This window comes from Bradyrhizobium zhanjiangense (genome assembly GCF_004114935.1).
Taxonomy (GTDB): Bacteria; Pseudomonadota; Alphaproteobacteria; order Rhizobiales; family Xanthobacteraceae; genus Bradyrhizobium; species Bradyrhizobium zhanjiangense.
This window is the reverse complement of record NZ_CP022221.1, coordinates 780,988-807,776: the sequence shown is the minus strand read 5'-3', so window position 1 is coordinate 807,776 and position 26,789 is coordinate 780,988. Positions and strand designations below refer to the sequence as shown.

Sequence of the window (26,789 nt, the reverse complement as noted above, 5' to 3'; positions counted from 1 at the left end):
GAAGTCTATCGATGTGGGCGATATCAATCCCGAGCGACCAATCTTCGCAAAACATGTTTCGGGGAGTATGGGTCCCGGCCTTCGCCGGGACGACAACTACGCCCGCACCCTTGGAGCGACTTTCTGCTCGATCCCGGCCTTTTGCTCCGCAGCAACGGCGCGCTTGAAGCCGTCGCGCTGCTGCAAGCGCGCCCAATAGGCTGCGACATTTGGCCCAAAATCCTTGGCCAGCCCAATGTTGTCGGCGAGGCGGAGCGCATAACCGATGACAATGTCAGCGGCTGTGAAGCGGCCGGCGCACAAGGTTTCGGCATTTGCGGTGGCTGCCTCGACGGCGCGCAAGCGTCCCAAGAACCATTTCGCATAGTCGCCGGCGACCTGCGGATTGCGGCGCTCCTCCGGCTCGAGCTGGGTGTATCTGAGCACCAGCGTCTGTGGGAAGGTTAACGTGGCATCGCTGAAATACATCCAGTTCAGGAACGCGCCATAGGCAGGATCCTCAGGTCCCACCATCAGCGGGGTCGGACCATATTTGATGCCGAGATAGTGGCAGATGCCGGAGGACTCCGTCATCCGCGTCTCGCCATCAATCAAAAAGGGGATGGTGCCGAGCGGATTGATCCCGAGATAATCCTTGGCGAACACCCGCGGCGGGAATGGCAGCATCTTCAATTCGTACGGCAGCCCCATCTCCTCCAGCATCCAGAGCGGACGGAATGAGCGCGCGGCGTCGCAGTGGTAGAGCGTGATCATCAAGCGTTTCCTTTGGCGCTGCCGGGCAGCGTGCCCATCATCTTGCACAGGACCATCAGCATGACCTCGTCGGCGCCGCCGCCGATCGAGGTCAGGCGGCTGTCGCGATAGGCGCGGCTGACCGGCGTTTCGTTGGTAAAGCCCATTCCACCCCAATATTGCAAGCAGGCGTCGGTGAGCTCACGGCCGAGTCGCCCGGCCTTCAGCTTGGCCATGGTCGCAAGCCGCGTCACGTCCTCGCCGGCGACCAGTTGCTCCGCGGCCCGATAGATCAGCGCGCGCAAGAGCTCGACCTCGGTCTGCATCTCCGCGAGCTTGAAGTGCACGACCTGATTGTCGAGGATTGACTTCCCGAATGCCTTTCGGTTGCGGGTGTATTCGATGGTCTGATCGATGATGTATTCATGCGCCTTCAGGCAGGCGGCCGCGCCCCAGAGCCGCTCCTCCTGGAACTGGATCATCTGGTAGGTAAAGCCTTTGCCCTCCTCGCCGATCCGGTTGCGCTTGGGCACGCGGACATTGTCGAAGAAGATCTGTGCCGTGTCGGACGAACGCATGCCCATCTTGTCGAGTTTGCGCGCGACGGTGACACCCTTGCTCTTCATGGGCACGCAGATCAGCGACTTGTTGCGGTGGACGGGCCCCTCGCCCGTGTTGGCGAGCAGGCAGATCCAGTCGGCCTGGGTGCCGTTGGTGATCCACATCTTGCCGCCATTGATGACGTAATCGTCGCCGTCGGAACGCGCATTGGTCTTGATCGAGGCGACGTCAGAGCCCGCGCCGGGTTCGGAGACGCCGATGCAGGCGACATAGTCGCCGGCGATCGACGGCGCCAGAAACTCGCGCCGCACTTCGTCCGAGCCGAACCGCGCCAGCGCCGGCGTCGCCATGTCGGTCTGCACGCCGATCGCCATCGGAACGCCGCCGCAGGTGATGGCGCCGAGCTCCTCCGCCATCATCAGCGCATAGGAATAATCGAGGCCGGAGCCGCCGAACTCCACGGGCTTGTTCAGGCCGAGGAAGCCGAGGCTGCCCATCTTCTTGAACAGCTCGTGCGCCGGGAAGATGTCGGCCTTCTCCCATTCATCGACATGAGGATTGATCTCATTGGCGATGAATTTTTGTAAGGACCGGCGGATGTCGTCGTGGTCGGCGGTGAAAAGCATCTTTGTCAGCTCAGCTCTCGGTATCTCTGATGTGCTCGTCATGGCCGGGCTTGTCCCAGCCATCCACGCCTTCGTCACCCGGCAGCAAGATCGTGGATGCCCGGGACAAGCCCGGGCATGACGGCGGAGACTTTCACAACCCCATCTGCCTCGAAGCCAGATCCTTCATGATCTCCTCGGTGCCGCCGCCGATGGCGTTGACCTTGACCTCGCGGTAGATGCGCTCGGCCTTGATGCCACGCATGAAGCCGGCGCCGCCGAAGATTTGCACGGCTTCCGAGGCGCAGAACGCCATGGTCTGCGTCGCCTGATTCTTCATCATGCAGATTTCAGCGACCGGGCTTTCGCCCTGCTCCAGCCGCCAGGCCAGCATCTCCAGCATCGCTTGCGAAGCCGCGACCTTCTGCGCCATGTCGACGATCTTGTGGCGGATCACCTGATGCTGGGCCAGCGGCTTGCCGAACGTCTTGCGCTCCTTGGCGTAGGCGATCGCCTCATCGAGACAGACGCGGGCGAAGGCGGTGCAGCTCGCGGCCATGCCCATGCGCTCGCTGTTGAAGTTCTGCATGATGATCTTGAAGCCCTGACCTTCCTCGCCGATCAGATTCTCGGCGGGCACGCGGCAGGCGTCGAAATGTAGCGTCGCGGTATCGGAGGCCCACCAGCCCATCTTCTTCAGCTTGGTGCGCGACAGGCCGGGCGTGTTGCCTTCGATCAGGAGCAGGCTGACACCACCGGCGCCCTCGCCGCCGGTACGCACCGCAACGGTCAGATAATCGGCTCGCACGCCAGAGGTGATGAAGGTCTTCTCGCCGCTCACGACGTAGTGATCGGCGTCGCGCCGCGCTCGGGTGCGCAGGTTCGCGACATCGGAGCCGCCGCCCGGCTCGGTGATCGCGAGGGCGGAAATCTTTTCGCCTGATAGCACCTGCGGCAGCACGCGTGCCCTCACCTCGGGGCGAGCCGCCCGGGCGATCGGCGGCGAGCCGATGGTGTGGCTCATCAGGCTGGCGCTGACACCGCCGGCGCCGGCCTGTGCGAGCTCCTGGCTCGCCACGATCTTCATGAACTGGTCGGCGGCGATGCCGCCATATTCCTCGGGGAATCCCAGCCCCAACAGGCCGATAGCGGCCGCCTTGCGATAGAGCGCGCGCGGGAATTCACCGGCCTCGTCCCACTCATGAGCGAAGGGCGTAATCTCCTTCTCGACAAAGCGGCGCATCATTTCGCGGAAGGCATCGTGCTCGGCGGTATAGAACGGGCTCTTCATAGCACTCTCGCCTGGTACGGATTCGTCTCGGCCACCATGGACGGAACTTTGTTGGTTTCACTTGCGCCAAGTGGCTGGCCGGATGGGTCAGTTCGCGTGAAGCCGCAGGGCCAGCAACTGAACGCAAGACGATTTTCGCTCCTCGCAGGCCAACTCCGGATCAAAAAGATGGTGCACAAAACTCCGGCTGGCCCACCAAGGCCACGCCGGCCTGGTGCATGGCAATAAATAATACAGCGGCGCAAGACCGCCGAGGGAGGGATTTTTGGCCGTTCGTTACTACGACTGGATCGCTCATCATGGCCGGCGCACGCCTGGCAAGGTTGCGGTCATCGACCTCGCAAGCGAGCGCCGCTTCACCTATTCGCAGCTCGATGCCCGCGTCTCGCGCCTCGCCTCATTCCTGCGCCACACGCTCAACGTCTCGCGCGGCGACCGCGTCGCGGTGCTGGCGCTGAACACCACCGATACGCTGGAGGTGCAGTTCGCCTGCGGGCGGTTAGGTGCCATCTTCGTGCCGCTGAACACCCGCCTCACCGTTCCCGAACTCCAGTTCATCACCGGCGATTGCGCGCCGAAGGTGATGATCCACGACGCCGACCTGGCCGAGACGGCGCTGAGCGTGGCGAAGCTTTGCGGGGTCGCGACCAGCCTGCTGCTCGGACCCGGCGGGTCCTATGAGGCCGGCATCGCCGCCGCCAAACCGCTCGACCGCGCCGAAGAAGTCACGCTCGATGACGTCTCGACCATCATGTACACGTCGGGCACGACGGGACATCCCAAGGGCGCGACCATCACCCATGGCATGACGTTCTGGAATTGCGTCAATCTCGGCGGCCCCGCCTGCATCGGGCCGTCTTCGGTGCTGCTCACCGTGCTGCCGCTGTTCCACACCGGCGGGCTGAATTGCTACACCAATCCGGTGCTGCATGCCGGTGGCACCGTGATGATCATGCGCGCCTTCGATCCCGGCACGGCGCTCGGCCTGATCAATGACCCCGCGCAGGGCATCAACGTGTTCTTCGGTGTGCCCGCGATCTATCAATTCATGGCGCAGCACCCGGCTTTCGCGACCACCGATCTCAGCCGGCTGATCGTCGGCGGTGTCGGAGGCGCACCGATGCCGGTGCCGCTGCTGAAAGTGTGGGAAGCGCGCGGCGTCGAGCTTCAGCAGGGCTATGGCATGACCGAGACCTCACCGGCCGTGCTGGTGCTCGACCGCGAGGACGCTGCGCGCAAGGCTGGTTCCGCCGGCAAGCCGGTGCTGCATACGGAGGTGCGCATCGTGCGGCCCGACGGCAGCGATGCCGATGTCGGCGAGCTCGGCGAGCTCTGGGTCAAGGGGCCGAACATCACGCCGGGCTACTGGAACAGGCCCGAGGCCAACAAGACCTCATTCACCGACGGCTGGCTGCATACGGGCGATGCCACGCGCGTCGACGAAGAAGGTTTTTACTACATCGTCGACCGTTGGAAGGACATGTACATTTCCGGCGGCGAGAACGTCTATCCAGCCGAGGTCGAGAACGTCCTGCATCAGCTCAACGCCATCGCGGAAGCTGCCGTGATCGGCATCCCCGATCCGCAATGGGGCGAGGTGGGCCTTGCCATCGTCGCGGTCAAGCCTGGCCAGAACCTGACCGAGGCTGATGTGTTCGCGCATTGCGCGGCTAACCTCGCGCGCTTCAAATGCCCGCGCCAGATCCGCTTCGTCGATGCGCTACCGCGCAACGCCACCGGCAAGATCCACAAGCCGACCTTGCGCAAGGAGTTCTCGGTGGCTTCCGAAGTCGACAACAAAGTCGCCAATGCCTGACCGAGGCGCCCTCGCGGGCGCTTTTTCTTTTCGAAGTGCCTGCTCCAACCCACAAGAAACCCCAAGGAAATTGCCATGAAGAACAAGAAACTCGCCCTGCTCGCCGCGGCAACGGCGCTGACATTGCTCTCAGTACAAGGCGCCTACGCGCAAAAGAAATACGACACGGGCGCCAGCGACACCGAGATCAAGATCGGCAATGTCGAGGCCTATTCCGGGCCGGCTTCCGCCTACGGCATCATCGGCAAGACCGAGGAAGCCTATTTCAAGATGATCAACGACCAGGGCGGCATCAACGGCCGCAAGATCAACTGGATCTCCTATGATGACGGCTATTCGCCGCCCAAGACCGTGGAGCAGGTGCGCAAGCTGATCGAGAGCGACGAGGTGTTCCTGGTCTTCAACGCGCTGGGCACGCCGACCCAGACCGCCGTGCAGAAATATCACAATTCCAAGAAGGTGCCGCAGCTCTTCCTCGCCACCGGTGCCAGCAAGTGGAACGACCCGAAGGGTTTTCCCTGGACCATGGGCTTCCAGCCGAGCTACCGCGTCGAGGCGCGGATCTTCGCCAAGTATATCTTGCAGGCGAAGCCCGATGCCAAGGTCGCGATCTTCTATGCCAATGACGATTTCGGCAAAGACTACGTCGCCGGCATCAAGGAGATTTTTGGCGACAAGGCGTCCTCGCTGATCGTCGCGGAGGAGAGCTACGAGACCACCGAGCCGTCGATCGATTCCCACATCGTCAAGCTGAAGGGCACCGGCGCCAACGTCCTCGTCAACATCTCGACGCCGAAATTCGCGGCGCAGGCGATCAAGAAGATCGCCGAGCTCGAATGGAAACCGATGCATGTGATGACCGATGTGTCGATCTCGATCGGCGCGGTGATGAAGCCCGCCGGGCTCGATGCTTCGGAAGGCGTGCTGTCGGCAACCTATCTGAAGGACGCGTCCGACCCGCAATGGAAGGACGACGAGGGCATGAAGAAGTTTTTGGCCTTCATCGACAAGTACATGCCCGGCGCCAACATCTCCGACACCAACCTCGTCTACGGCTACGCCGCCGCACAGACCCTGGTCCAGGCGCTGAAGCAGTGCGGGGACGTGCTGACGCGCGAGAACGTGATGAAGCAGGCTGCCAGCCTGAAGGACTTTGCGCCGGATACGCTGATCCCCGGCATCAAGATCAACACCGGCGCCAACGATTTCGCACCGATCGAGCAGCTCAAGATGATCCGCTTCAAGGCCGGTCAGTGGGAACTGTTCGGCGACATCATCAGCGCGGAAACGGGCGGCTAGCCCGCATCAGCTGAACACGCCCAAGCAAGATAGCGGCTGAAAAGGCCGCTATCTTATTTGCTTGAACGAGGTCAAAGCGCGGCTATCCGGGCAGGAAGAGCGCGAAAGGCTCCTCCACCGTTCGGCGCAGATGCTTTCGATACAAAGCATGGCTGGCGTCATCGGGCCCGACCCGCCCCAAAGACGGCTTCGGAACGTTTTTGAGCGGCACGTAGGCGATTGGCGCCGCGATCGGCGTGAGCTGCGAGCCAGGGCCGGCGCGGAGCGTCGAGATGATGCCGTACATCTCACCGGCGACGGTCGGCCGCGACACCGTGATCACGCGGTGCTGGCCGTGCTTGATGATGACGAGGTAGATGAAGCCGGACTGATGGGGAACGGCGACCTCGCCGGTATGTTCATAGGCGGCGTCGGTGCGATCGCCCTCACGGAAGACCAGCGAAGAGACTTTCGGCTCCCAGACGATCTCGGTGCGGTAGGCGAAGATCGCGTCCTTGTCGCCGAACGACGGCCGCAGGGTGACGTAGACGTCCTCGAGCCAGGTCACCGCACGATGCGCATAAGAGCCGAGGCTGTCGGGCGCGACATCGTTTGTGGCCGGCGGCGTCACCACGACGGCACTTCTGCGCAAGGAGACGCCCAGTGCCTGCTCCAGCCGGACCGTCGTCGCCAGCGTGAACGGCCGCCGGCCGCCGAGCACCTTCTCCAGCGTCGACAGGCTGAGCTTGGCCAGCTCGGCCAGCGCCTGGCGGGAGATCCGGCGTCTGGCGAGCTCCTCGCGAATTGTCTCCGCGATCTCGCGGCTCTGCTCGTCTGAAAGCTGCTTGTCGGCCTGCGTCTGCATCGTCAACCCTGCCCTGAGAGTCCCATCCTAGCAGGGCGGACAAACCAGCACAAAACCGCACATGGCCGCCCCGGTGGAAGCAAGTCCGGGCCGGCCGCGGCGGTGCTCGCGAAAAGGTGCCCTGCCGGCGGATGTTGAGAGCCAGCAAACACGCTTCGGGAGCAAGCCAAATGGACACCTACGACACCGCCGACAGCGACGAGCACCCCCTGTTGAGCCGGCTCATCAAGGTCGGACTGTTCCTTCTCGCGCAGAGCATTGCAGTGATGCTGGTCGCCTTCCTGGCCCTGCTGGTGAGCTTCGGGACGAGTTGGTCGGCAACGACCGAACAGGCCAGCCTGCTCCAGCCCGGCGATGCCAGGTCCGGCACTCTGCTCCTGAAGCAGGACGGCGCCTACACCGAAGCAATCCGCCTCGGCATCGACATCGACGTCACAGTGTCCGGCCCCACGCTGCGCGCCCGGGTCACTCAGGTCTTCCGCAACCCGACCAAGGACTGGGTCGAGGCAACCTATGTCTATCCGCTCGCGACCGACGGCGCCGTGGATACGCTGAAGATGGTGGTCGGCGACCGCGTCATCGTCGGCGACATCAAGGTGCGGCAGCAGGCCCGCGTGATCTACGAACAGGCGCGCCGCGCCGGGCAGAAGGCCGCGCTCACCGAGCAGGAGCGGCCGAACATCTTCACCAACTCGGTTGCCAACATCGGTCCCGGCGAAACCGTGCTGGTGCAGATCGAATACCAGGAGCCGGTGCATCAATCCGGCAACGAATATTCGCTGCGCCTGCCGCTGGTGGTGGCACCGCGCTACAGTCCGGCGCCGATCGTGCAGAGTGTCGACTTCCGCAACGACGGCTCGGGTTGGGGCGCGACTCATTCGGACCCGGTTCCGGACCGTGACCGTATCTCGCCTCCCGTGCTGGATCCCGCCAAGAATGCGCCGGTCAATCCAACCAGCATCACGGTGCGCCTGAAGTCCGGCTTTGCGCTCGGCGAGGTCAAGAGCCACCACCACAACGTCAAGGTCGAGAGCCCGGACGACGCGACGCGCGTCGTCACGCTCACCGAGGGCGCCGTACCGGCCGATCGCGATTTCGAGTTGACCTGGAAGCCGGCCGCAGCGAAGGCGCCATCGGTCGGCCTGTTCCGAGAGCATGTCGGCGATGCCGATTACCTGCTCGCCTTCGTCACCCCGGCGACCGCCGAGCAGGCGATGCAGAAACCGCTGCCACGCGAGGTCGTGTTCGTGATCGACAATTCGGGATCGATGGGCGGCACGTCGATCGTTCAGGCCAAGGCCAGCCTGACTTATGCGCTCTCTCGTCTTCAGCCGAACGACCGATTCAACGTGATCCGCTTCGACGACACCATGGACGTGCTGTTTGCGGCTTCCGTGCCGGCGGATGCCGCGCATGTCGGTGAAGCCACCTCCTTCGTCAGCGCCTTGCAGGCGCGCGGCGGCACCGAGATGGTTCCGGCGATGCGCGCGGCGCTGACCGACACGCTCGGCGACACCAGCATGGTTCGCCAGGTCGTCTTCCTGACCGACGGCGCGATCGGCAATGAGCAGCAATTGTTCGAAACCATCACGGCGATGCGCGGGCGCTCGCGCGTGTTCATGGTCGGCATCGGGTCCGCGCCCAACACCTATCTGATGACCCGCGCTTCCGAGCTCGGCCGCGGCGCCTTCACCCATATCGGCTCCGTCGAGCAGGTGGAGGAGCGCATGCGCGGCCTGTTCGCCAAGCTGGAAAATCCGGCCGTGACCGGTCTCAGCGCAAAATTCTCGGAGGCCAAGGCCGATGTCACCCCGGCGATCATTCCCGACGTCTACCGCGACGAGCCCTTGGTGCTGGCGGCAAAACTCGACAAGCTCGCGGGCTCGCTCGAGATCAAGGGCCGCGTCGGCGATCGCCCGTGGTCGGTGACGCTGCCACTACAAAATGCCGCCGAAGGCAAGGGCCTGTCAAAACTCTGGGCCAGGCGCAAGATCGGCGATGCTGAAGTTGCGCGCACCCTGCGCGAGATGACGCCAGAAGAATCCGACAAGGCGATCCTGGCGCTGGCGCTCGACCATCAGATCGTCACGCGGCTGACCAGCCTGGTCGCGGTCGACAAGACGCCGAGCCGCCCCGAAGGCGAGCCGCTCAAGCTCAGCGAATTGCCGATCAACCTGCCGGCCGGCTGGGATTTCGAGAAGGTGTTTGGCGAACGACAGCAATTGCCGGCACAGCTGCATGAGCGCCATGCCGACGCGCGCAATCAGTCGGCGGCGAGGCGGCCGACACCTGCTGCACCTGATGCGATCCGTCTGCCCAAGACCGCAACCTCGGCCGAGCTGAAGATGATCGCGGGCCTGATCCTGATCGTGCTCGCCCTGATCCTGTTCGTGTTCAACCGGCGTCAGCCTTTGCTCACTGACGCCGCTTGAGAGAGGAGCCCCCCGAACTCCTCTGTTAGCGCGCGCGGCTGCCCGTCCCATACCAATGGCCGCGCGCGCCTTTTTGGATGGTCATTGCGAGGAGAAGAAGCGACGAAGCAATCCAGACTGCCGCTCCGAAGACGGTCTGGATTGCTTCGCGGAGCCTGTCATCGGGCCACGCTTCGCGCGGACCCGGCGGCTCGCAATGACGGGAAATGAAACACAATGCCCCGCTTCATCTCTCCCTTGGTCCTGGCGCTGATCGGCCTCATCCTGTTTGGCGACGGTGCCTATATCCACGCCAAGGCCTGGCTCGCCCAGGTGCTGCTGGAGCGTGCATTCGACCGAAGCGTGGCGACGGGAGAGCTGGTCAAGCCATGGTCTTGGGCCGACACCTGGCCGGTCGCACGGATCGAGGTGAAACGGATCGGCGCCAGCGCGATCGTGCTAGACGGCACGAGCGGCCAAGCGCTCGCTTTCGGACCCGGCCATGTCGAGCGGACGGTCGATGCCGGTGAACGCGGCGTTGCCGTCTATGCCGCCCATCGCGATACGCATTTCCGCTTCTTGCGGAATATTGCCATCGGAGACGTGATCGAAATCACCCGCCGCGACGGCAAGCATTTCCGCTATCGCGCGGATTCTTCGGCCGTCGTCCGTTTCGACGCATCGGGCATCGATCCCGCGACAGAGGATTTCGAGCTGGTGCTCGCGACCTGCTGGCCGTTCGACGCTGTCACGTCCGGTCCCGAGCGTTATGTCCTGCATGGCGTCCTGATTGGAGCTGATGAATGACGGCGATGCATCGCTCATTCCATCACGCGGCATACCATGTGGTTGCTACTGCGGAGAACTCGCCATAGAACAGAGTGACGCGCCACCAAGAAGAACAACAGGTGAGGTCACGCCATGGAAGCTCGCGTATCTGCTGCATCCCTCTCTCCGCGCCCATGGTCTCCGTCACATGACGCCAGCGACGTGGTCAAGGGCATCCATGCCATGCTGCACCCGCGCAACATCGTGCTGGTGGGCGCGACCGACAAGCCCGGCAATTATGCCGAGCGCATCTGGAACAATCTGATCAAGTACGGCTACGAGGGCGGACTCTATCCCGTCAACGCCAGGCGCGACACCATCTGGGGCGTCCCCTGCCACAAGGACTTTGCCAGCCTCCCCGAAAGGCCCGATCACGTCCTGGTGCTGGTGCCGGCGCGCTCTGCGGTGCAGGTGATCCGCGATGCCGCTGCGGCCGGCGCACGTTCGGCCACCATCGTCACCTCGGGCTTCAGCGAGTTGCAGGATGAGGAGAGCCAGAAGCTCGCCGCCGAATTGCAGGCCGCCGTGCGCGAGACCGGACTTGCGGTCACAGGACCAAACTGTCTCGGCAATCTGAGCGCCGGCGAGAAGCTCTTCACCAATATCGACGACCGTGTCGTCACCATGGAACAGGGGGCGGTGGCGATTGCCGGACAATCCGGCGCCATCGTGATGGCGATTCGCCAGGCGCTGGAAGATCGGGGCGTCGGCGTCGGCTACATGGTGACGACCGGCAACGAAGCCGGGCTGGAGACGCCGGATCTGATGCGCTATTTCGCCGAGGACCCGAGCATCAAGGTGATCGTCGTCTATCTCGAAGGCGTGCGCAACGCCAAAGCCTTCCGCGATGCCTGCAAGGCGGCGCGCGCCGCGAGCAAGCCCGTAATCGCGCTCAAGCTCGGCTCGTCCGAGGGCGGCCGCGCTGCGGCGATGGCGCATACCGGCGCGCTCGCCGGATCGATCGAGACGTTCGACGCCGTTGCAACGCGCGAAGGCGTCATTCGGGTCGGTGGGCTTGACGAGCTGATCGAGACCACCGAGTGCTTCGTCCACGCCGTGGCACCCAGAGGCGACCGGCTCGCCGCAGTTACGCTCTCCGGCGGCAAGCGCGGCATGCTGATCGACGCTTTCTATGCCGCGGGCCTGAACTTCGCACCGCTGAGCCCGCATGTCAGCTCGGAGCTGGCAAAGATGCTCGGCCCCGGATCGATCGTCGGCAATCCGCTCGACGCAGGCTTTGCCGCCGTGGTGGATCCCTCGGTCTATATGAAGTCGATCAAGCTGATGATCGACGATCCCGATATCGACGTCGTCATCATCGACGCCGAGCTGCCGAAGGCGCCGCACGAGCTGCGCGAGCGCAATTTGCGCATCGTCAACGAGATGGCGAGCAGGGCTGCAAAGCCCGTGATCTATATCAGCGCGATGTCGATCGGCTTCACCGAATTCACCAAGGCCCTGCGCAAGTCGCTGCCGCATCTGGCAGTCATGCAGGGTATGGACCGCGCGGTGACCGCGATCAAGTCGCTGCTCGACTATGCGAAGCTGCGCAAGGAAGTGCCGGACATCGCCTCACGCTCGAAGCCGGCCGCGCGTGCCGTGCTGGAGAAGACGCTGAAATCGGCGAACGGCGCGGCGCTCGACGAGGTTGCTTCCAAGAAACTCCTGAAGGCATACGGCATCCCGATCTCGAAGGAAGCAATTGCGCAGACGGCGGCGGAAGCCGCGAAGATCGCCAAGCAGATCGGTTTCCCGGTTGTCGCGAAAGTCGTCAGCGCCGAGATCTTGCACAAATCCGACATCGGCGGCGTGGTGCTGAACCTCAACAATGCCGCCGAGGTGAAGAAGGCGTTCGCCGACATCACCTCGCGGGTGGCGAAGCTGAAGGGCAAGCCGAGGCTCGACGGCATCCTGATCGCGCAACAGGTCAAGGCCGAGCTCGAGCTCGTGGTCGGCGCCTCGCTCGATGCCGAGATGGGACCGGTCGTGCTGTTCGGCACCGGCGGCATCGATATCGAGCTGATGAAGGACGTCGCACTCGCCGGCGCGCCGCTTGATGAGGCCGAGGCGCGGCTGCTGATCGGCCGCACCAAGGCCGGGATCAAGGTGCGTGGCTATCGCGGCAAGCCGGCACTGCACGAGACCTCCGCAGTGAAGGCGCTCGTCGGCCTCTCCAGCCTGATCGCAGATGCCGGCGACCGGATCGCCTCGATCGACATCAACCCGTTTCTGATCAACACCAAGACAGGCGTGGCCGTCGACGCCCTCATTGTCCTGAATAATGCTGCGGCAAAGCGCGCGGCCGGGCATTGAGATGAGGCAAATGCGTAAGTGGCGGGTTATGCTTCCGCTTCGCACTTCGTGCCACGGCAGACAAGTCGTTAACCCGCCTGTCCTAGTATAGCGGCCAAGGCCCATCCCGGCTTCTTCCAACTTCCCCGCTTTGGCCGTAAAATCGCCCTGCATGGCACGCGCGAGCAATCTTGTGATCGGAACGGCGACGCTGGCGGTGATCGCCGTGGCATTCGGCGGCCTGCTGGGCGTGCAGAAATGGCGCACCATCCAAAGCCGCAGCCAGTTGCGCGTGGTGTTCGAAGGCGGCTCCGCCAGCGGACTGCGTCGCGGCGGGCCGGTCAATTTCGACGGCGTGCCTGCGGGCCAGATCCTGTCGATCAAGCTGGACAGTCCCCGCAGGATCGTGGCGCTCGTGATGCTCGACAACACCGCACCGATCCGCAAGGACACCGTCGCTGGCATCGAGTTCCAGGGTCTGACTGGCGTTGCCGCGATCTCGCTGATCGGGGGCGCCCCCTCCGCGCCGCCGGTGCCGCTGGACTCGGACGGCATTCCCGTACTGACCGCCGATCTCAGCGACGCGGAGTCCATCGTGGAGACCCTGCACAGCGTCGACCGTACGATCGTGAGCAACGCCCCTGCGATCAAGGAGGGCCTGCGCACATTCGAGAACCATACTGCCGATCTCAGGAGCAAGGGCGGCGAAATCGACTCGGTCATGGCCAAGGTCGACAGCGCCTTCGCGGGCTTCGACAGGGCGGTCACGAAGATCGAGGGTGTGGTGCCCGGCTTCGTCAATGGCAAGGCCGACGAGCTGTTCGAGAAGATACAGGGGCTGCACGAGCTCGCCGACACCATGAAGAAGAAATCGGCGGGGTACCTCGAGGACATCCGCCGCTCGCTGCTCGATATCAGCGAGACCGCCAACAAGATGGCGGGAACGCCCGTGGCGCCGCGACCGCCGCGCAGGCCAGAGCAGCAGCGGTGATGCCTACCCTCTCCTGGAGGGGGAGGGCCGATCGCGCGCAGCGCGAGCGGGGTGGGGTGATCTCTCCACACGGGCAGTGAAAAATACGGAGAGACTGTCACCCCACCTCGGTTCGCATTGCGCTCCGCTACATGCGAACCGATCCTCCCCCTCCAGGGGAGGATGGCAGTCCCACCGTGGCCCTATAGGCAGCGCCTACCACGCGTAACGGACGACGCCCTTGCCGGCGTCGAGGGACCGCCGCTGCCGAACACAGTGCCAGACGATGACGACGGATCGTAAGCGGTGCTGATCGAACCGGACGAGTCCGTCCAATTGGTGGTGGTTGCGTCCCAGACGCCGCCGCCGCCATTGACGGCACCGTTCGGCGTGGTCTGCGATCCGTTGAAGAATTGCTGGGCGCTACGGGGCATCGAGAATCCGCCAACGGGACCGCAACTTGGACAGATTCAACGGTCCATGTGGCAACCGCGCCACGATTTTGCCGGGCGCTATTCCCATTCCGCGCATGCGCAGACATGTCAGAACGTCGACGCCTATGGATCGCCATTCACATCGATGGCTGGTCATCCCGGCATCAAGCTCCGCTCAACCTGTTCTGCCGCCAATGGCTAGTAGTTGGACGCCGCAGCTTCATTCGGGATGCCGTCGATCGGGCACTCCTCGGTCCCCGGCGTCGAGCGTGTCATCGCCTCGACCATGTCGCGCGTGCCTTCGGGATCGGCGATCCAGTTCTTGTAAAAATCATAAGGACAGGCCGCAACGCCGCGCGGGCTCTCGCCGGAATTGATCATGCCGGTGTAGCCGCGGTGGACCAACTTGTAGAGATGATTCTGCGACTGACCGTTGCGGCGCGCATCGCGGATCAGATGTTTCGAGAGCTGGGCATACTGGATGCCGTATTCCTCCTCGCCGCACTCGCCGAGTGTACGTCCGTCGAAGCCGATGATCGCGGAATGACCGAAATAGGAATAGACACCGTCGAAGCCGGCCGCGTTGGCGACCGCGACATAGACATTGTTGGCCCAGGCCATCGCTTTGGAGATCATGACCTGCTGCTCCTTGGCCGGATACATGTAGCCCTGGCAACGCACGATCAGTTCGGCGCCCTTCATGGCGCAGTCGCGCCAGATCTCCGGATAGTTGCCGTCATCGCAGATGATCAGGCTGACCTTCAGGCCCTTCGGGCCGTCGGAGACATAGGTGCAATTGCCGGGATACCAGCCCTCGATCGGCACCCACGGCATGATCTTGCGATATTTCTGCACGATCTCGCCCTTGTCGTTCATCAGGATCAAGGTGTTGTAGGGCGCCTTGTGCGGATGCTCCTCGTGGCGTTCGCCTGTGAGCGAGAATACGCCCCACACTTTCGCCTTGCGGCAGGCCTCGGCGAAGATCGCGGTCTCTTCGCCGGGCACGACCGAGGCGGTCTCGTACATCTCCTTGGAGTCGTACATGATGCCCTGGGTGGAGTATTCGGGGAAGATCACCAGATCCATGCCGGGCAGACCGAGCTTCATGCCGACGATCATGTCGGCGATCTTGCGGGCGTTGTCGAGCACCTCCGCCTTGGTGTGCAGGCGGGGCATCTTGTAGTTGACCACTGCGACGCCGACGGTGTCGTTGCTGCTGGAAATGTCACCGTGAAGCATTTGAATTGGTCCTCTGCTCTGTTGGAGATTGGCGCGTGAGTTAGTGGCTGATCATCCAGGGCCGTGCGGTGGGAAAGCCCTTGGCGCCGCTCTTGGTCTTGGTCATCAGACGCGCGGGCTTTTTCTTGTCTGACGTGGTCTTGCCTGTGGAGCAGCAGCCGCAGCCGGGACCATGCGCAGCCTTGAATTGCGCCAGCGTCTGCGGCGCATGCGCGCTGCGCTCGTTGACGGCATGCGCCTTGCGCTTCTCCGCCGGCATGCAGAAGAAATTCGGTGCGGTCAGGATTACGCGCGGCGCCGGCGTCTCGCAATGCGGACAGTTTTGCGGATCGTCGCATTCCGCCATCGGCCTGAGGTCCTTGAACGGACCGCAATCGTCACAGAGATATTCATAGACCGGCATCGCATCATCCCCAATGCGTGTTCAACACAGCTCACTGCTACCGCGATGCGGAGACAGCCCCTCACCCCGACCCTCTCCCCGTAAGAACGGGGAGAGGGAGCCCGGCGTCATTTGTCCGGCGAGATCGGCATCTGGATATCGCCTGTGATATGCTTGATGGGACCTGCCGCCGACGGCATCACGTCGAAGTCGAAGATCTCCGTCGGCAGCCACAGCGTGGCGCAGGCGTTGGGCACGTCGACCACGCCGGAGATGTGGCCCTGGCACGGCGCGGTGCCGAGGATCGAATAGGCCTGGGCGCCGGAATAACCGAACTTCTTCAGGTACTCGATGGCGTTGAGGCAGGCCTGGCGGTAGGCGATGTGGACGTCGAGATAGTGCTGCTTGCCGGCTTCATCGACCGAGATGCCTTCGAAAATGAGAAAGTCCTTGTAGTTCGGCGTGATCGGCGACGGCTTGAAGATTGGATTCTTGATGCCGTATTTGGCCATGCCGTCCTTGATCACCTCGACCTTCAAATGCAGCCAGCCGGCCATCTCGATGGCGCCGCAGAAGGTGATCTCGCCGTCGCCCTGGCTGAAGTGCAGATCACCCATCGAGAGACCGGCCCCGGGCACATAGACCGGGAAGTAGATCTTCGAGCCGCGCGACAGATCCTTGATGTCGCAATTGCCGCCGTGCTCGCGCGGCGGCACGGTGCGCGCGCCTTCGGCACCGATCTTGGCCTTAACGTCGCCCTTGGCGCGGCCGCCGTGGGCGGTGGGTGCGAACGGCGGATTGGCAAGGCCGGGCACACGGGTCGGGTTGGTCGAGATCAGCTCGGCCTCGCGCTTGTTCCACATATCCAGCATCTTCGGATCGGGCAGACAGCCGATCAGGCCGGGATGAATCAGGCCGGCGAAGTTCACGCCGGGCACGTGGCGCGACGAGGTGTAGAGGCCCTTGATGTCCCAGATCGACTTCTGCGCCAGCGGGAAGTGGTCGGTGAGGAAGCCGCCGCCATTCTGCTTGGAGAAGAAGCCGTTGAAGCCCCACATGCTCTCCTTGAGCGGACCGACATCGAGCAAGTCAACCACCAGCAGGTCGCCAGGCTCGGCGCCCTTGACGCCGATCGGACCGGAGAGGAAGTGCACGATCGACAGATCGATGTCGCGCACGTCGTCGGCGGAATCGTTGTTCTTGATGAAGCCGCCGGTCCAGTCATAGGTCTCGATGATGAAATCGTCGCCGGGATTGACCCAGGCCACGATCGGGATATCGGGGTGCCAGCGGTTGTGCACCATGTCGTTTTCATAGGCCGACTTGGTGAGATCGACCTTGATCAGTGTCTCTGGCATCGAGATGCTCCCCTTTTACACAGTTGGTTAGACGGACAGATATTTCGAGACCTGCGCGGCATCGACGGCATCGCGCGGGTCGTCGCGAACGATCTCGCCGTTCTCGATCACCAGCACGCGATCGGCGATATCGAGCGCGAAGCTCAGGACCTGCTCGGACACGACGATCGAGAGCCCCTTCTCGTCGCGGATGCGCTTGAGGGTGCGCGCCATGTCCTTGATGATCGACGGCTGGATGCCTTCGGTTGGCTCATCCAGCAGCAGCACTTTCGGCTTGGTCGCGAGCGCGCGGGCGATCGCGAGCTGCTGCTGCTGGCCGCCGGAGAGATTGCCGCCGCGGCGGCCTTTCATCTCCAGCAGCACCGGAAAGAGTTCATAAATGTCGCCGGGCACCTCCGCCCCGCCGGAGACGACGAGCCCGGTCTCGATGTTCTCCTTCACCGTCATGGTGGAGAAGATCATGCGGCCCTGCGGCACATAGGCGAGGCCCTTGGCGACGCGCTCGTAGCTCTTGAGGCCACCGAGCTCGGCACCGTCCATGGTCACCAAGCCGCTTTTCGCCGGCAGGATGCCCATCAGCGACTTCATCAGAGTGGTCTTGCCCATGCCGTTGCGGCCCATGATCGCCACGATCTCGTTGGGCGCGACCTTGACGTTGAGCCCGTGCAGCACCTCGCTCTGGCCGTAGGCGACGTGAAGGTCTGAAATTGCCAGCATCGCGCTCTCCTTAGTGCCCGAGGTAGACTTCAACGACCTTGGGATCGTTCTTCACCTTCTCCATCGTCCCCTCCGAGAGGATCTGGCCCTGGTGCAGCACGGTGACCTTGTGCGCGATGTCCTCGACGAACTTCATGTCGTGCTCGATCACCAGAACCGAGCGGTTCTTGATGATGCGGTTGAGCAGCTCGGCAGTCTTGGCGCGTTCGGACACACTCATGCCGGCGACGGGCTCGTCGAGCATCAGGAGGTCCGGGTCCTGGATCAGCAGCATGCCGATCTCGAGCCACTGCTTCTGGCCATGGCTGAGCTCGTCGGCATAGGTATTGAGCTTATCCTTGAGGAAGATCATCTCCGCGACCTCTTCGACCCGGTCCTTCACCAGCTGATCGCGCTGAAAGGTCAGCGAGCCGAACACGGTGCGACCGCGCGGAAACGAGATCTCGAGGTTCTCAAAGACGGTCAGGTCCTCGAACACCGACGGCGTCTGAAATTTGCGACCGACGCCGGTCTGCACGATCTCGTTTTCCTTCATTTTCGTGAGCTCCTTGCCACGAAACTGAATCGAGCCCGAGGTCGCCTTGGTCTTGCCGCAGATCAGGTCGAGCACCGTGGTCTTGCCGGCGCCGTTGGGACCGATGATGACGCGGATCTCGTTCTCCTCGACGTAGAAGGAGAGATCGTTGACCGCCTTGAACCCGTCGAACGAGACGGTCAATCCGGAGACCGCGAGCAGGAATTCCTTAGGCTGATGACCGATGAGCATGATCTATCTCCTCACTGCCAGCGTGGCATCGGCATCGTGATGACCGATGAGCATGATCTATCTCCTCACTGCCAGCGTGGCATCGGCATCGTGATGACCGATGAGCATGATCTATCTCCTCACTGCCAGCGTGGCATCGGCATCGTGATGACCGATGAGCATGATCTATCTCCTCACTGCCAGCGTGGCATCGGCATCGTGATGACCGATGAGCATGATGGCCTCCTCACTCTGCCGGTGCGCCGTCGGCGACCGAGTTGTCGTTCCAGCCCGACTTCGACTTGCGCGAGGCGAACAGACGATCAATGCGCGGCTGCACGTAATCGGCCCAGAGCCCGGATAGACCGTTCGGAAAGCCGAGCACGACGGCGATGAACAACGCACCGAGGCCGAACAGCCAGAGTTGCGGGAAGGATTCCGACAGGCTGGTCTTGGCGAAATTCACCAGGATCGCACCCCATATCGCGCCGAAGATCGACATGCGCCCGCCGACCGCGGTGTAGATCACCATCTCGATCGACGGCACGATGCCGACGAAAGACGGCGACATGAAACCGACATTGAGCGCGAACATGGCGCCGCCGATCGCGGCGAAGACCGCGGCCATGCAGAAGGCAAAGATCTTGAAGTTGGCGACGCTGTAGCCGGAGAAGCGGACGCGGTCCTCCTGCTCGCGCATCGCCACCAGGATGCGGCCGAGCTTGGTCAGGCGGATGAACTGCGCGATGCCGATGCAGGCGAACAGCAGCACCACCTCGACGAAGTACAGGATGATCTTGGCGTGGTCGGGCCGGATGTCCCAACCCTTGAGCGTGCGCAGATCGGTCATGCCGTTGATGCCGCCGGTATAGCCCTGTTGACCCACAATCAGGATGGTGAGGATGGCGGCGACGGCCTGGGTGATGATCGCGAAATAGGTGCCGCCGACGCGGCGCTTGAACATGGCGGTGCCGATGATCAGAGCGAAGAGACCGGGGACCAGGATGATGGCGAGGATGGTGAAGGTGAGGCTGTGAAATGGCTGCCAGAACAGCGGCAGTGACGTGATCTGATTCCAGTCCATGAAGTCAGGGATGCCGGGCGTCGACTGGATTTTCGTGTTCTCGACGCTGGACGCCTCGAGCTTGAGGAACATCGCCATGCAATAGCCGCCGAGGCCGAAGAACACGCCCTGACCCAGGCTCAAGATGCCGCCATAGCCCCAGCACAACACGAGGCCGAGCGCGACGAAGGCGTAGGTCAGGTATTTCGCGACCAGATTGAGGCGGAATACATCCAGCGAGAGCGGCAGGATCACGAACAGCATTGCGGCCAGAACGATGAAGCCCATGAGTTCGGATCGATTGAAGAAGCGTGAGTTGATGATCATGACTTGCCTGCTTCTCGTTACTTGCGGACCTTGAGGGCGAAGAGACCCTGCGGTCGCAGCATCAGGATGCCGACGACAGCAAGCAGCGTGAGCACCTTGGCCATCGATCCCGACATGAAGAATTCGAGCGTCGATTGCGTCTGCGAGATCGAGAAGGCCGAAGCGATGGTGCCGAGCAGGCTGGCGGCGCCGCCGAACACGACGACGAGGAATGTGTCCACGATGTAGAGCTGGCCCGACGTCGGCCCGGTCGAGCCGATCATTGTGAAGGCGCTGCCAGCGACACCGGCAATGCCGCAACCAAGCCCGAATGTGTAGCGGTCGACCCTCTCGGTGTTGATGCCAACCGCGCCGGCCATGATGCGGTTCTGCACCACGGCACGGACCTGGCGGCCCCACCGCGACATATAGAGAACGTAGGCCACAGCGATGGTGATCAGCACGGTGAGACACATCACGAAGACGCCGTTGATCGGCACCTCGATGCTGTCAGTCACGTGCAACGACCCGAGCATCCATTGCGGTAGCTCGACGCCGACCTCGCGGGCACCGAACACGGAGCGATAGGCCTGCTGCAGCATCAGGCTGAGGCCCCAGGTCGCGAGCAATGTGTCGAGCGGACGCTTGTAGAGATGCCGGATCAGAACCCATTCCACCAGCATGCCCAGCGCGCCGGATGCGGCAAAAGCCAGGATCATCGCGAGGAAGAAGTAGCCACTGAACAGGCTTGGTAAATAGGCCTGGAAGAAGCTTGAGGTCATCCAGGTGACGTAAGCCCCCAAGATCATGAACTCGCCATGGGCCATGTTGATGACGCCCATCTGGCCGAAGATGATCGCCAGTCCCAACGCCATCAGGACGTAGACCGAGAACAGGATCAGTCCCGCAAAGCCCTGCATGACGAAGATGGAGCCAAGGTCACCAAGCGAGTAGTCGCCGAACATCGATGTCCTCCGTCGGGGAAAGGGTCCCGCGTCGCGAGCAGATTCGCGACGCGGGGTCTTGGGCATGGACTTGCGATCCACGCCAGGGAGCGGCTTGGTCTAGAGGGGAACGCGAGCGACCCCGCGGTCCTTACTGGTAGCCCTTCGGGAACGGATCCGGCTCGACGAGATCGGCGGTCTCGTAGATCAGCTCGAACTGGCCATCGAGCTTGGCGCGTCCGACCCGGGTCTTCGACCAGAGGTGATGGTTTTCGTGGATCCGCACGTAGCCTTCCGGCGCGCCCTTGAACTCGACGCCCGGCGAGGCCGCCGCGATCTTGTCGACGTCGAAGGAGCCGGCCTTCTCGACCGTCAACTTCCACAGCCACGGGCCGAGATAGGCAGCCTGGGTGACGTCTCCGATCACGGTCTTCTCACCCCACGCCTTCTTGAACGCCGGCACGAACGCCTTGTTGTTCGGATTGTCGAGCGACTGGAAGTACTTCATGCAGGCATAGGCGCCAGCAATGTTCTCGCCGCCGATGCCGTCGATCTCGTCCTCGGTCACCGAGATCGTGAGCAGCGGCTGCTTGGCGAGATCGATGCCGGCGGCCTTGAGCTGCTTGTAGAAGGCGACGTTCGAGCCGCCGACGACGTCGGTGAAGATCACGTCGGGCTTGGTCAGCTTGATCTTGTTTATGACCGAGTTGAACTGGGTGCTGCCGAGCGCATAGTACTCTTCGCCGACCACCTTGCCCTTCAGCACGTTCTCGACATGCTTGCGCGCGATCTTGTTCGAGGTGCGCGGCCAGATGTAGTCGGAGCCGATGAAGAAGAACGACTTCGCGCCCTTCTCCTTGGCGATCCAGTTCAGGCCGGCGAGAATCTGCTGGGTCGCCTCCTGGCCGGTGTAGATGACGTTCTTGGACTGCTCGAGGCCCTCGTAGAAGGTCGGATAATAGAGCATGCCGTTGTATTGCTCGACGACCGGCAGCACCGCCTTGCGCGAGGCCGAGGTCCAGCAGCCCATGATCGCCGCGACCTTGTCGTTGACGAGCAGCTTCTTGGCCTTTTCGGCGAAGGTCGGCCAGTCCGAGGCGCCGTCCTCCTGGATGAACTTGATCTTGCGCCCGAGCACGCCGCCGGCGGCATTGATCTGCTCGATGGCGAGCTTCTCGGCTTCGATCGAGCCGGTCTCGGAGATGGCCATGGTGCCGGTCGCCGAGTGCAGGATGCCGACCGTCACCTCGGTGTCCGTGACCGCGAGGCCTGTGGTGTTGACTGCCGACGTCGCCGGGGCCTGCGCAAAAGATGCCCGTGGCAGCATCGTGATAACAGGCACGGCCGCCATTCCCATCAACAGTTTACGCCGGAGCGGCGATAACAGCCCCTTGTTTGCTTCGTCTGACATGAGCACCCCACTTTTGTTCGAGGACACGCGTTGGTGCCGTGAGGATGGCTCGAATTTGTGCAGCTCAAGCATACGCAAGATCGCGTATACTGCACCGCAAAATGCCGACGTAGGCTTTTGGTACGGAAATTGCGAGGGGCTCCGGGTCCGTATCTGGAGTGGGGTAAAGCGTGGCAGGGCGGCAGCGAATAGACCGCGTCAGGCGCCAGTACAACCAATGGGTCGCCAACCAGACGCTGGAAGACTACGCGCTGCGCTTCACCGCGAAGAGCGCCCGCCGTTGGTCCGCCGCTCGCGTCGCCAACACGGCGCTCGGCGCGATCTCCTTTCTGGCGCTGGAAGCGATCGGCGGTACTATCACGCTGAACTACGGCGTCACCAACGCCAGCGCCGCGATCCTCGTCGTCTCCGCCATCATCTTTTTCTGCGGCGTGCCGATTGCGTATTACGCGGCCAAATGCGGCATCGACATTGACCTGCTCACACGCGGCGCCGGCTTCGGCTATATCGGCTCGACCGTCACCTCGCTGATCTACGCCTCTTTCACCTTCATCTTCTTCGCCATCGAAGCGGTGATTCTGGCCACCGCGCTCGAGATGTGCTTCGGCATTCCACGCCCGATCGGCTACCTCATCAGCGCGGTCGCGATCATCCCGCTCGTCACCTATGGCATCACGCTGATCAGCCGTTTCCAGCTCTGGACGCAGCCGATCTGGGTCATCCTGCATATCCTGCCCTTTGCCGCGATTGCCTGGGCCAATCCCTATTCGTTCACGGAGTGGAGCAAGTTCGCCGGCGAGCACGGCGACGCGAACGGACATTTCGACCTGTTGCTGTTCGGTGTCGCCTCCTCCGTGGTATTTTCATTGGTGGCGCAAATTGGCGAGCAGGTCGACTTCCTCCGGTTTCTGCCGCGCGACCGCCGCACGTCGCGCACGTCATGGTGGATCGCCCTGCTGATCGCAGGGCCCGGTTGGATCATCTTCGGCGCGCTGAAATTGCTGCTGGGCTCGTTTCTCGCCTTCTTTGCGCTGAGCCACGGCCTCTCCAGCGAGCTGGCGGCCGAGCCAGCGCACATGTATCTCGAAGCATTCCGATACGTGCTGTCGCAGCCGGACATGGCGCTGGCGCTCACCGGCATGTTCGTGATCCTGTCGCAGATCAAGATCAACGTCACCAATGCCTATGCCGGCTCGATTGCCTGGTCGAACTTCTTCTCGCGATTGACGCACAGTCATCCCGGTCGCGTAGTGTGGCTGGTGTTCAACGTCATGGTGGCGCTGCTCTTGATGGAGATCGGCGTCTACAAGACGCTGGAGCAGACGCTGGCGCTCTACTCGAACGTCGCCGTCGCCTGGGTCGGCGCGTTGGTCGCCGATCTCGTCATCAACAAGCCGCTCGGCCTGCGCCCGCCGCAGATGGAGTTCAAGCGCGCCCATCTCTACGACATCAACCCGGTCGGCGTCGGCGCCATGACGATCGCGACCATCGTCTCGATCGCGGCATTCTATGGCATGTTCGGCCCTGTCATGAAGGCGCTCGCGGCGTTCGTCGCATTGGCCGTCGCCTTCGTCACCGCGCCTGTCATCGCCTGGCTTACCGACGGAAAATACTACATCGCGCGCAAGCCCAAAAAGAGCTGGGCCAATATCGAGGCGATCCAGTGCTGTATCTGCGAGCACAGTTTCGAGCCGGAAGACACCACCTCCTGTCCGGCCTATGCCGGCCCGATCTGCTCGCTATGCTGCTCGCTCGATGCCCGCTGCCACGATCTCTGCAAGCCGCACGCGCGCGCTCAGGTGCAGTTCTCCGACGCGCTCAGCAGGATTTTGCCGCAGCCGATTTATCAGCGGATCAATTCGCAGTTCGGCCATTACATCGGAGTGTTCGTGGTCTCCGCGGGTCTTGTCGCGCTGGTGCTGGGACTGATCTATCTCCAGACCTCGGCGACCGTATATGGCGAGAACATGCTCGTTTCCAACGTGCTCTGGAAGGTGTTCTTCTCGCTTAGCATCATCATCGGCGTCGTGGCCTGGCTGTTCGTGCTGGCACAGCAGAGCCGCCGGGCCGCGGAAGCTGAAACGAAACGGCAGACCGCGCTGCTGATCCAGGAGATCGACGCGCACAAGCGCACCGACGCCGAGCTCCAGCGCGCCAAGGAGGTCGCCGAATCCGCCAATCTCGCCAAGAGCCGCTATGTCGTCGGCCTGAGCCACGAGCTGCGCTCGCCGCTGAACGCCATCAGCGGTTACGCTCAGCTCCTGGAGCAGGACGCAACACTCGCCACCAAGCCGCGCGACCAGGTCCGCGTCGTCCGCCGCAGTGCCGATCACCTCTCCGGCCTAATCGATGGCATCCTGGATATCTCCAAGATCGAGGCGGGGCGGCTGTATTTGTCACGCGACGAGGTGCGCCTCAGCGAATTCCTCGACCAGCTCGTCGGCATGTTCCGCCTTCAAGCCGCCGCCAAAGGCGTCGATTTCGTGTTCAGGAGGCCCACCTCGCTGCCGCTCGTCGTCTATGCCGACGAGAAGCGGCTGCGCCAGGTGCTGATCAATTTGCTCTCCAACGCGATCAAGTTCACCCAGGCCGGCAGCGTGCAGTTTGTCGTGCACTATCGCAGCCCCGTCGCCGAGTTCGAGGTGATCGATACCGGTCCCGGCATCCGAAGCGACGATCTCGAGCGCATCTTCGCGCCCTTCGAGCGCGGTGCGCTCGGTGTCTCGCAGCCACAGACCGGAACTGGCCTAGGCCTCACCATCAGCCGGCTGCTCGCCGGCGTCATGGGCGGCGACATCAAGGTCATGAGCACGGTCGGCGCCGGCAGTACGTTCAAGGTCAAGATCCTGCTGTCGGAGGTGACCAATCCTCAGCGTATCGCGCCGGTGGAGGCGCCGGTCTCCGGCTATCAGGGCGCGCGCAAGACTATCCTCATCACCGACGACGACCCCGTGCATCGCGACCTCCTGCGCGAGGTGCTGACACCGCTCGGTTTCATCCTGCTCAGTGCCCCCGACGGCCCGGGGTGCCTCGCGCTGGCGCAGCATTGCCGGCCCGATCTGTTCCTGCTCGACATCTCCATGCCGGCCATGGACGGCTGGGCCGTGGCCGAGGCCTTGCGTGCGAGCGGCCATCACCAAGCGCGTATCCTGATGGTGTCGGCGAGTGCGTTGGAGGCCCACGGCACGCCGCTGGCGCAGCCCTTCCACGACGGCTATCTGATGAAGCCGATCGACATCCCGCGGCTGCTGGAGACGATTCGTCAGCTCCTCAAGATTGAATGGCAATACGGCTCGGATGAGATCACGGCACCGTTCTGGCGGCCCGAGAGTGGATCAAAACCGCCGGTCCGGCACATCGAGGCGCTGATCGGGCTCGGCCAGATCGGCTACGTCAAGGGGATCCAGCTGAAGCTGGACGAGATCGGCAGCGAGCATCCCGAGCATGCCGATTTCGTCGCGGAAATGCGGTTGCTGGTCGACCGCTTCGACCTCGACCAGTACATGACCACATTGAAGGCGTTGCATGCGCATGAGCATTGAGTCGAGGAAGCGCGATGTCGCGCTTGTTGTCGATGACTCCCCCGAGACGCTGCGGCTGCTCACCGATGCGCTCGATAGCGCCGGGATGACGGTGATGGTGGCGCTCGACGGCGCGGCCGCGATGCGCATCGTCGACCAGATCACCCCCGACATCGTTCTGCTCGACGCCGTGATGCCCGGTATGGACGGATTCGAGACCTGCCGCCGCCTGAAGCGCGACGCCGGCCTTGCCAATGTTCCCGTGATCTTCATGACGGGGCTTGCCGAAACCGAACACATCGTGCGCGGGCTGGAAGCCGGCGGCGTCGATTACGTGACAAAGCCGATCGTGATCGAGGAGATGCTGGCGCGCATCCGCGTACATCTCGGCAACGCCCGCCTGACCCAGAGCGCGCGCGCCGCACTCGACGTCTCCGGGCGCTTCCTGTTCGCGGTCAACCGACAGGGCAACGTGCTCTGGGCAACGCCGCAGGCGCAAAGGCTGCTGTCCGACCACCGCGGCCCGCAGGCCGACGACTTCGTCCTGCCGCCATCACTGCTGCAATGGCTGGATCAGGCCAGGAGCAAGGGCAGCTCGAAATCTCAAGCGGCCTCTTTGCCCGACAATCCGCAACTCCGGTTCTACTACATGGGCGAAACCGCGCCGAACGAGTTCCTGCTGCGGCTGTCCAAGGAGTCCGGCACCGCGCCGCCGCCCGAATTCATCAGCGAACTCGGCCTCACCACCCGCGAAGGCGAGGTGCTGGCCTGGCTCAGCAAGGGCAAGACCAACCGCGACATCGCGCAGATTTTGGGACTGAGTCCGCGCACGGTCGACAAGCATCTGGAGCAGATCTACGCCAAGCTCGGCGTGGAGAACCGGACGGCTGCGGCGGCGATTGCGACCAATGCGACGCGGCGGAATTCGTGAGCGTATCGCGCGAGTGAGTTGAGGCGCCGCTTGCGCAATAAATGGTGTCGTCCTGGACAAGCGCAGCAAAGCGGAGCGCTGATCCAGGA

21 protein-coding genes are annotated in these 26,789 nt (G+C 63.0%); 9 read left to right on the top strand and 12 right to left on the bottom strand.

What is annotated here, in order from left to right; translation table 11 throughout:
• Window positions 1-96: 96 nt before the first annotated feature.
• From XH85_RS03825 to XH85_RS03815, 3 genes are all read right to left on the bottom strand, one after another.
• A complete protein-coding gene (locus XH85_RS03825) occupies window positions 97-753 on the bottom strand; it encodes a glutathione S-transferase family protein (RefSeq protein ID WP_128930812.1) in 657 nt (218 codons plus the stop codon).
• Entirely contained in the window at window positions 753-1,919 is a 1,167-nt protein-coding gene (locus tag XH85_RS03820) for an acyl-CoA dehydrogenase family protein (RefSeq protein WP_128930811.1), read from the bottom strand. Before XH85_RS03820 ends, XH85_RS03825 begins: the two co-directional genes overlap by 1 nt.
• Window positions 1,920-2,052: 133 nt before the next feature.
• A complete protein-coding gene (locus tag XH85_RS03815; RefSeq protein ID WP_128930810.1) occupies window positions 2,053-3,189 on the bottom strand; it encodes an acyl-CoA dehydrogenase family protein in 1,137 nt (378 codons plus the stop codon).
• A gap of 265 nt (window positions 3,190-3,454) precedes the next feature.
• Between XH85_RS03815 and XH85_RS03810 the strand changes: the two genes are divergently transcribed.
• Window positions 3,455-5,005, top strand: coding sequence for an acyl-CoA synthetase (locus tag XH85_RS03810; protein ID WP_128930809.1), 1,551 nt, complete (start codon window positions 3,455-3,457; stop codon window positions 5,003-5,005).
• A gap of 75 nt (window positions 5,006-5,080) precedes the next feature.
• Entirely contained in the window at window positions 5,081-6,304 is a 1,224-nt protein-coding gene (locus XH85_RS03805; protein ID WP_128930808.1) for an ABC transporter substrate-binding protein, read from the top strand.
• 82 nt (window positions 6,305-6,386) lie between these two features.
• On the opposite strand, the gene XH85_RS03800 is transcribed toward XH85_RS03805, so the two are convergent.
• Entirely contained in the window at window positions 6,387-7,148 is a 762-nt protein-coding gene (locus XH85_RS03800; RefSeq protein WP_164940170.1) for a helix-turn-helix transcriptional regulator, read from the bottom strand.
• A 170-nt stretch (window positions 7,149-7,318) separates the two neighbouring features.
• Between XH85_RS03800 and XH85_RS03795 the strand changes: the two genes are divergently transcribed.
• The 5 genes from XH85_RS03795 to XH85_RS44690 all read left to right on the top strand — a co-directional run bounded on the left by XH85_RS03795 (window position 7,319) and on the right by XH85_RS44690 (window position 14,285).
• Complete coding sequence (locus XH85_RS03795) at window positions 7,319-9,580, top strand: marine proteobacterial sortase target protein (protein WP_128930806.1); 2,262 nt, start codon at window positions 7,319-7,321, stop codon at window positions 9,578-9,580.
• 216 nt (window positions 9,581-9,796) lie between these two features.
• On the top strand, window positions 9,797-10,366 hold the full coding sequence (locus XH85_RS03790) for a class GN sortase (protein WP_128930805.1): 570 nt from the start codon (window positions 9,797-9,799) through the stop codon (window positions 10,364-10,366).
• Between the two features lie 114 nt (window positions 10,367-10,480).
• Complete coding sequence (locus XH85_RS03785; protein ID WP_128930804.1) at window positions 10,481-12,700, top strand: acetate--CoA ligase family protein; 2,220 nt, start codon at window positions 10,481-10,483, stop codon at window positions 12,698-12,700.
• A 151-nt stretch (window positions 12,701-12,851) separates the two neighbouring features.
• Entirely contained in the window at window positions 12,852-13,670 is an 819-nt protein-coding gene (locus XH85_RS03780; protein ID WP_128930803.1) for an MlaD family protein, read from the top strand.
• A 285-nt stretch (window positions 13,671-13,955) separates the two neighbouring features.
• The gene (locus tag XH85_RS44690; RefSeq protein WP_164940169.1) at window positions 13,956-14,285 is read left to right on the top strand and encodes a hypothetical protein; all 330 of its coding nucleotides are present in this window, start codon (window positions 13,956-13,958) and stop codon (window positions 14,283-14,285) included.
• On the opposite strand, the gene XH85_RS03770 is transcribed toward XH85_RS44690, so the two are convergent.
• The 8 genes from XH85_RS03770 to urtA all read right to left on the bottom strand — a co-directional run bounded on the left by XH85_RS03770 (window position 14,282) and on the right by urtA (window position 22,248).
• Entirely contained in the window at window positions 14,282-15,322 is a 1,041-nt protein-coding gene (locus XH85_RS03770; protein ID WP_128930802.1) for an aliphatic amidase, read from the bottom strand. The genes XH85_RS44690 and XH85_RS03770 overlap by 4 nt on opposite strands.
• Window positions 15,323-15,362: 40 nt before the next feature.
• Window positions 15,363-15,725, bottom strand: coding sequence for an FmdB family zinc ribbon protein (locus XH85_RS03765; protein ID WP_128930801.1), 363 nt, complete (start codon window positions 15,723-15,725; stop codon window positions 15,363-15,365).
• A 107-nt stretch (window positions 15,726-15,832) separates the two neighbouring features.
• Complete coding sequence (fmdA, locus tag XH85_RS03760; RefSeq protein ID WP_128930800.1) at window positions 15,833-17,062, bottom strand: formamidase; 1,230 nt, start codon at window positions 17,060-17,062, stop codon at window positions 15,833-15,835.
• Between the two features lie 27 nt (window positions 17,063-17,089).
• Window positions 17,090-17,779 carry an urea ABC transporter ATP-binding subunit UrtE gene (urtE, locus tag XH85_RS03755; RefSeq protein WP_128930799.1) on the bottom strand — a complete coding sequence of 230 codons (690 nt, stop codon included), beginning with the start codon at window positions 17,777-17,779 and terminating at the stop codon, window positions 17,090-17,092.
• A gap of 10 nt (window positions 17,780-17,789) precedes the next feature.
• Entirely contained in the window at window positions 17,790-18,545 is a 756-nt protein-coding gene (urtD, locus tag XH85_RS03750) for an urea ABC transporter ATP-binding protein UrtD (RefSeq protein ID WP_128930798.1), read from the bottom strand.
• A 226-nt stretch (window positions 18,546-18,771) separates the two neighbouring features.
• Window positions 18,772-19,914 carry an urea ABC transporter permease subunit UrtC gene (gene urtC / locus XH85_RS03745; protein WP_164940168.1) on the bottom strand — a complete coding sequence of 381 codons (1,143 nt, stop codon included), beginning with the start codon at window positions 19,912-19,914 and terminating at the stop codon, window positions 18,772-18,774.
• A gap of 17 nt (window positions 19,915-19,931) precedes the next feature.
• Window positions 19,932-20,858, bottom strand: coding sequence for an urea ABC transporter permease subunit UrtB (gene urtB / locus XH85_RS03740; protein WP_128930797.1), 927 nt, complete (start codon window positions 20,856-20,858; stop codon window positions 19,932-19,934).
• Between the two features lie 130 nt (window positions 20,859-20,988).
• On the bottom strand, window positions 20,989-22,248 hold the full coding sequence (urtA, locus tag XH85_RS03735) for an urea ABC transporter substrate-binding protein (RefSeq protein WP_128930796.1): 1,260 nt from the start codon (window positions 22,246-22,248) through the stop codon (window positions 20,989-20,991).
• A 170-nt stretch (window positions 22,249-22,418) separates the two neighbouring features.
• On the opposite strand from urtA, the gene XH85_RS03730 reads away from it, so the two are divergent.
• On the top strand, window positions 22,419-25,790 hold the full coding sequence (locus tag XH85_RS03730) for a hybrid sensor histidine kinase/response regulator (protein WP_128930795.1): 3,372 nt from the start codon (window positions 22,419-22,421) through the stop codon (window positions 25,788-25,790).
• The gene (locus tag XH85_RS03725) at window positions 25,774-26,700 is read left to right on the top strand and encodes a response regulator (protein WP_164940167.1); all 927 of its coding nucleotides are present in this window, start codon (window positions 25,774-25,776) and stop codon (window positions 26,698-26,700) included. Before XH85_RS03730 ends, XH85_RS03725 begins: the two co-directional genes overlap by 17 nt.
• Window positions 26,701-26,789: the final 89 nt, after the last annotated feature.

Bases quoted from the DNA above. Each gene is read 5' to 3' on its own strand.
- XH85_RS03770 (WP_128930802.1), bottom strand. From the start codon at position 15,322: ATGCTTCACGGTGACATTTCCAGCAGCAACGACACCGTCGGCGTCGCA.
- XH85_RS03780 (WP_128930803.1), top strand. From the start codon at position 12,852: ATGGCACGCGCGAGCAATCTTGTGATCGGAACGGCGACGCTGGCGGTG.
- urtA (WP_128930796.1), bottom strand. From the start codon at position 22,248: ATGTCAGACGAAGCAAACAAGGGGCTGTTATCGCCGCTCCGGCGTAAA.
- XH85_RS03805 (WP_128930808.1), top strand. From the start codon at position 5,081: ATGAAGAACAAGAAACTCGCCCTGCTCGCCGCGGCAACGGCGCTGACA.
- urtB (WP_128930797.1), bottom strand. From the start codon at position 20,858: ATGTTCGGCGACTACTCGCTTGGTGACCTTGGCTCCATCTTCGTCATG.
- urtD (WP_128930798.1), bottom strand. From the start codon at position 18,545: ATGCTCATCGGTCATCAGCCTAAGGAATTCCTGCTCGCGGTCTCCGGA.
- XH85_RS03815 (WP_128930810.1), bottom strand. From the start codon at position 3,189: ATGAAGAGCCCGTTCTATACCGCCGAGCACGATGCCTTCCGCGAAATG.
- urtC (WP_164940168.1), bottom strand. From the start codon at position 19,914: ATGATCATCAACTCACGCTTCTTCAATCGATCCGAACTCATGGGCTTC.
- XH85_RS03765 (WP_128930801.1), bottom strand. From the start codon at position 15,725: ATGCCGGTCTATGAATATCTCTGTGACGATTGCGGTCCGTTCAAGGAC.
- XH85_RS03785 (WP_128930804.1), top strand. From the start codon at position 10,481: ATGGAAGCTCGCGTATCTGCTGCATCCCTCTCTCCGCGCCCATGGTCT.
- XH85_RS03725 (WP_164940167.1), top strand. From the start codon at position 25,774: ATGCGCATGAGCATTGAGTCGAGGAAGCGCGATGTCGCGCTTGTTGTC.
- XH85_RS03790 (WP_128930805.1), top strand. From the start codon at position 9,797: ATGCCCCGCTTCATCTCTCCCTTGGTCCTGGCGCTGATCGGCCTCATC.
- XH85_RS03800 (WP_164940170.1), bottom strand. From the start codon at position 7,148: ATGCAGACGCAGGCCGACAAGCAGCTTTCAGACGAGCAGAGCCGCGAG.
- urtE (WP_128930799.1), bottom strand. From the start codon at position 17,779: ATGCTGGCAATTTCAGACCTTCACGTCGCCTACGGCCAGAGCGAGGTG.
- XH85_RS03795 (WP_128930806.1), top strand. From the start codon at position 7,319: ATGGACACCTACGACACCGCCGACAGCGACGAGCACCCCCTGTTGAGC.
- XH85_RS03825 (WP_128930812.1), bottom strand. From the start codon at position 753: ATGATCACGCTCTACCACTGCGACGCCGCGCGCTCATTCCGTCCGCTC.
- fmdA (WP_128930800.1), bottom strand. From the start codon at position 17,062: ATGCCAGAGACACTGATCAAGGTCGATCTCACCAAGTCGGCCTATGAA.
- XH85_RS03820 (WP_128930811.1), bottom strand. From the start codon at position 1,919: ATGCTTTTCACCGCCGACCACGACGACATCCGCCGGTCCTTACAAAAA.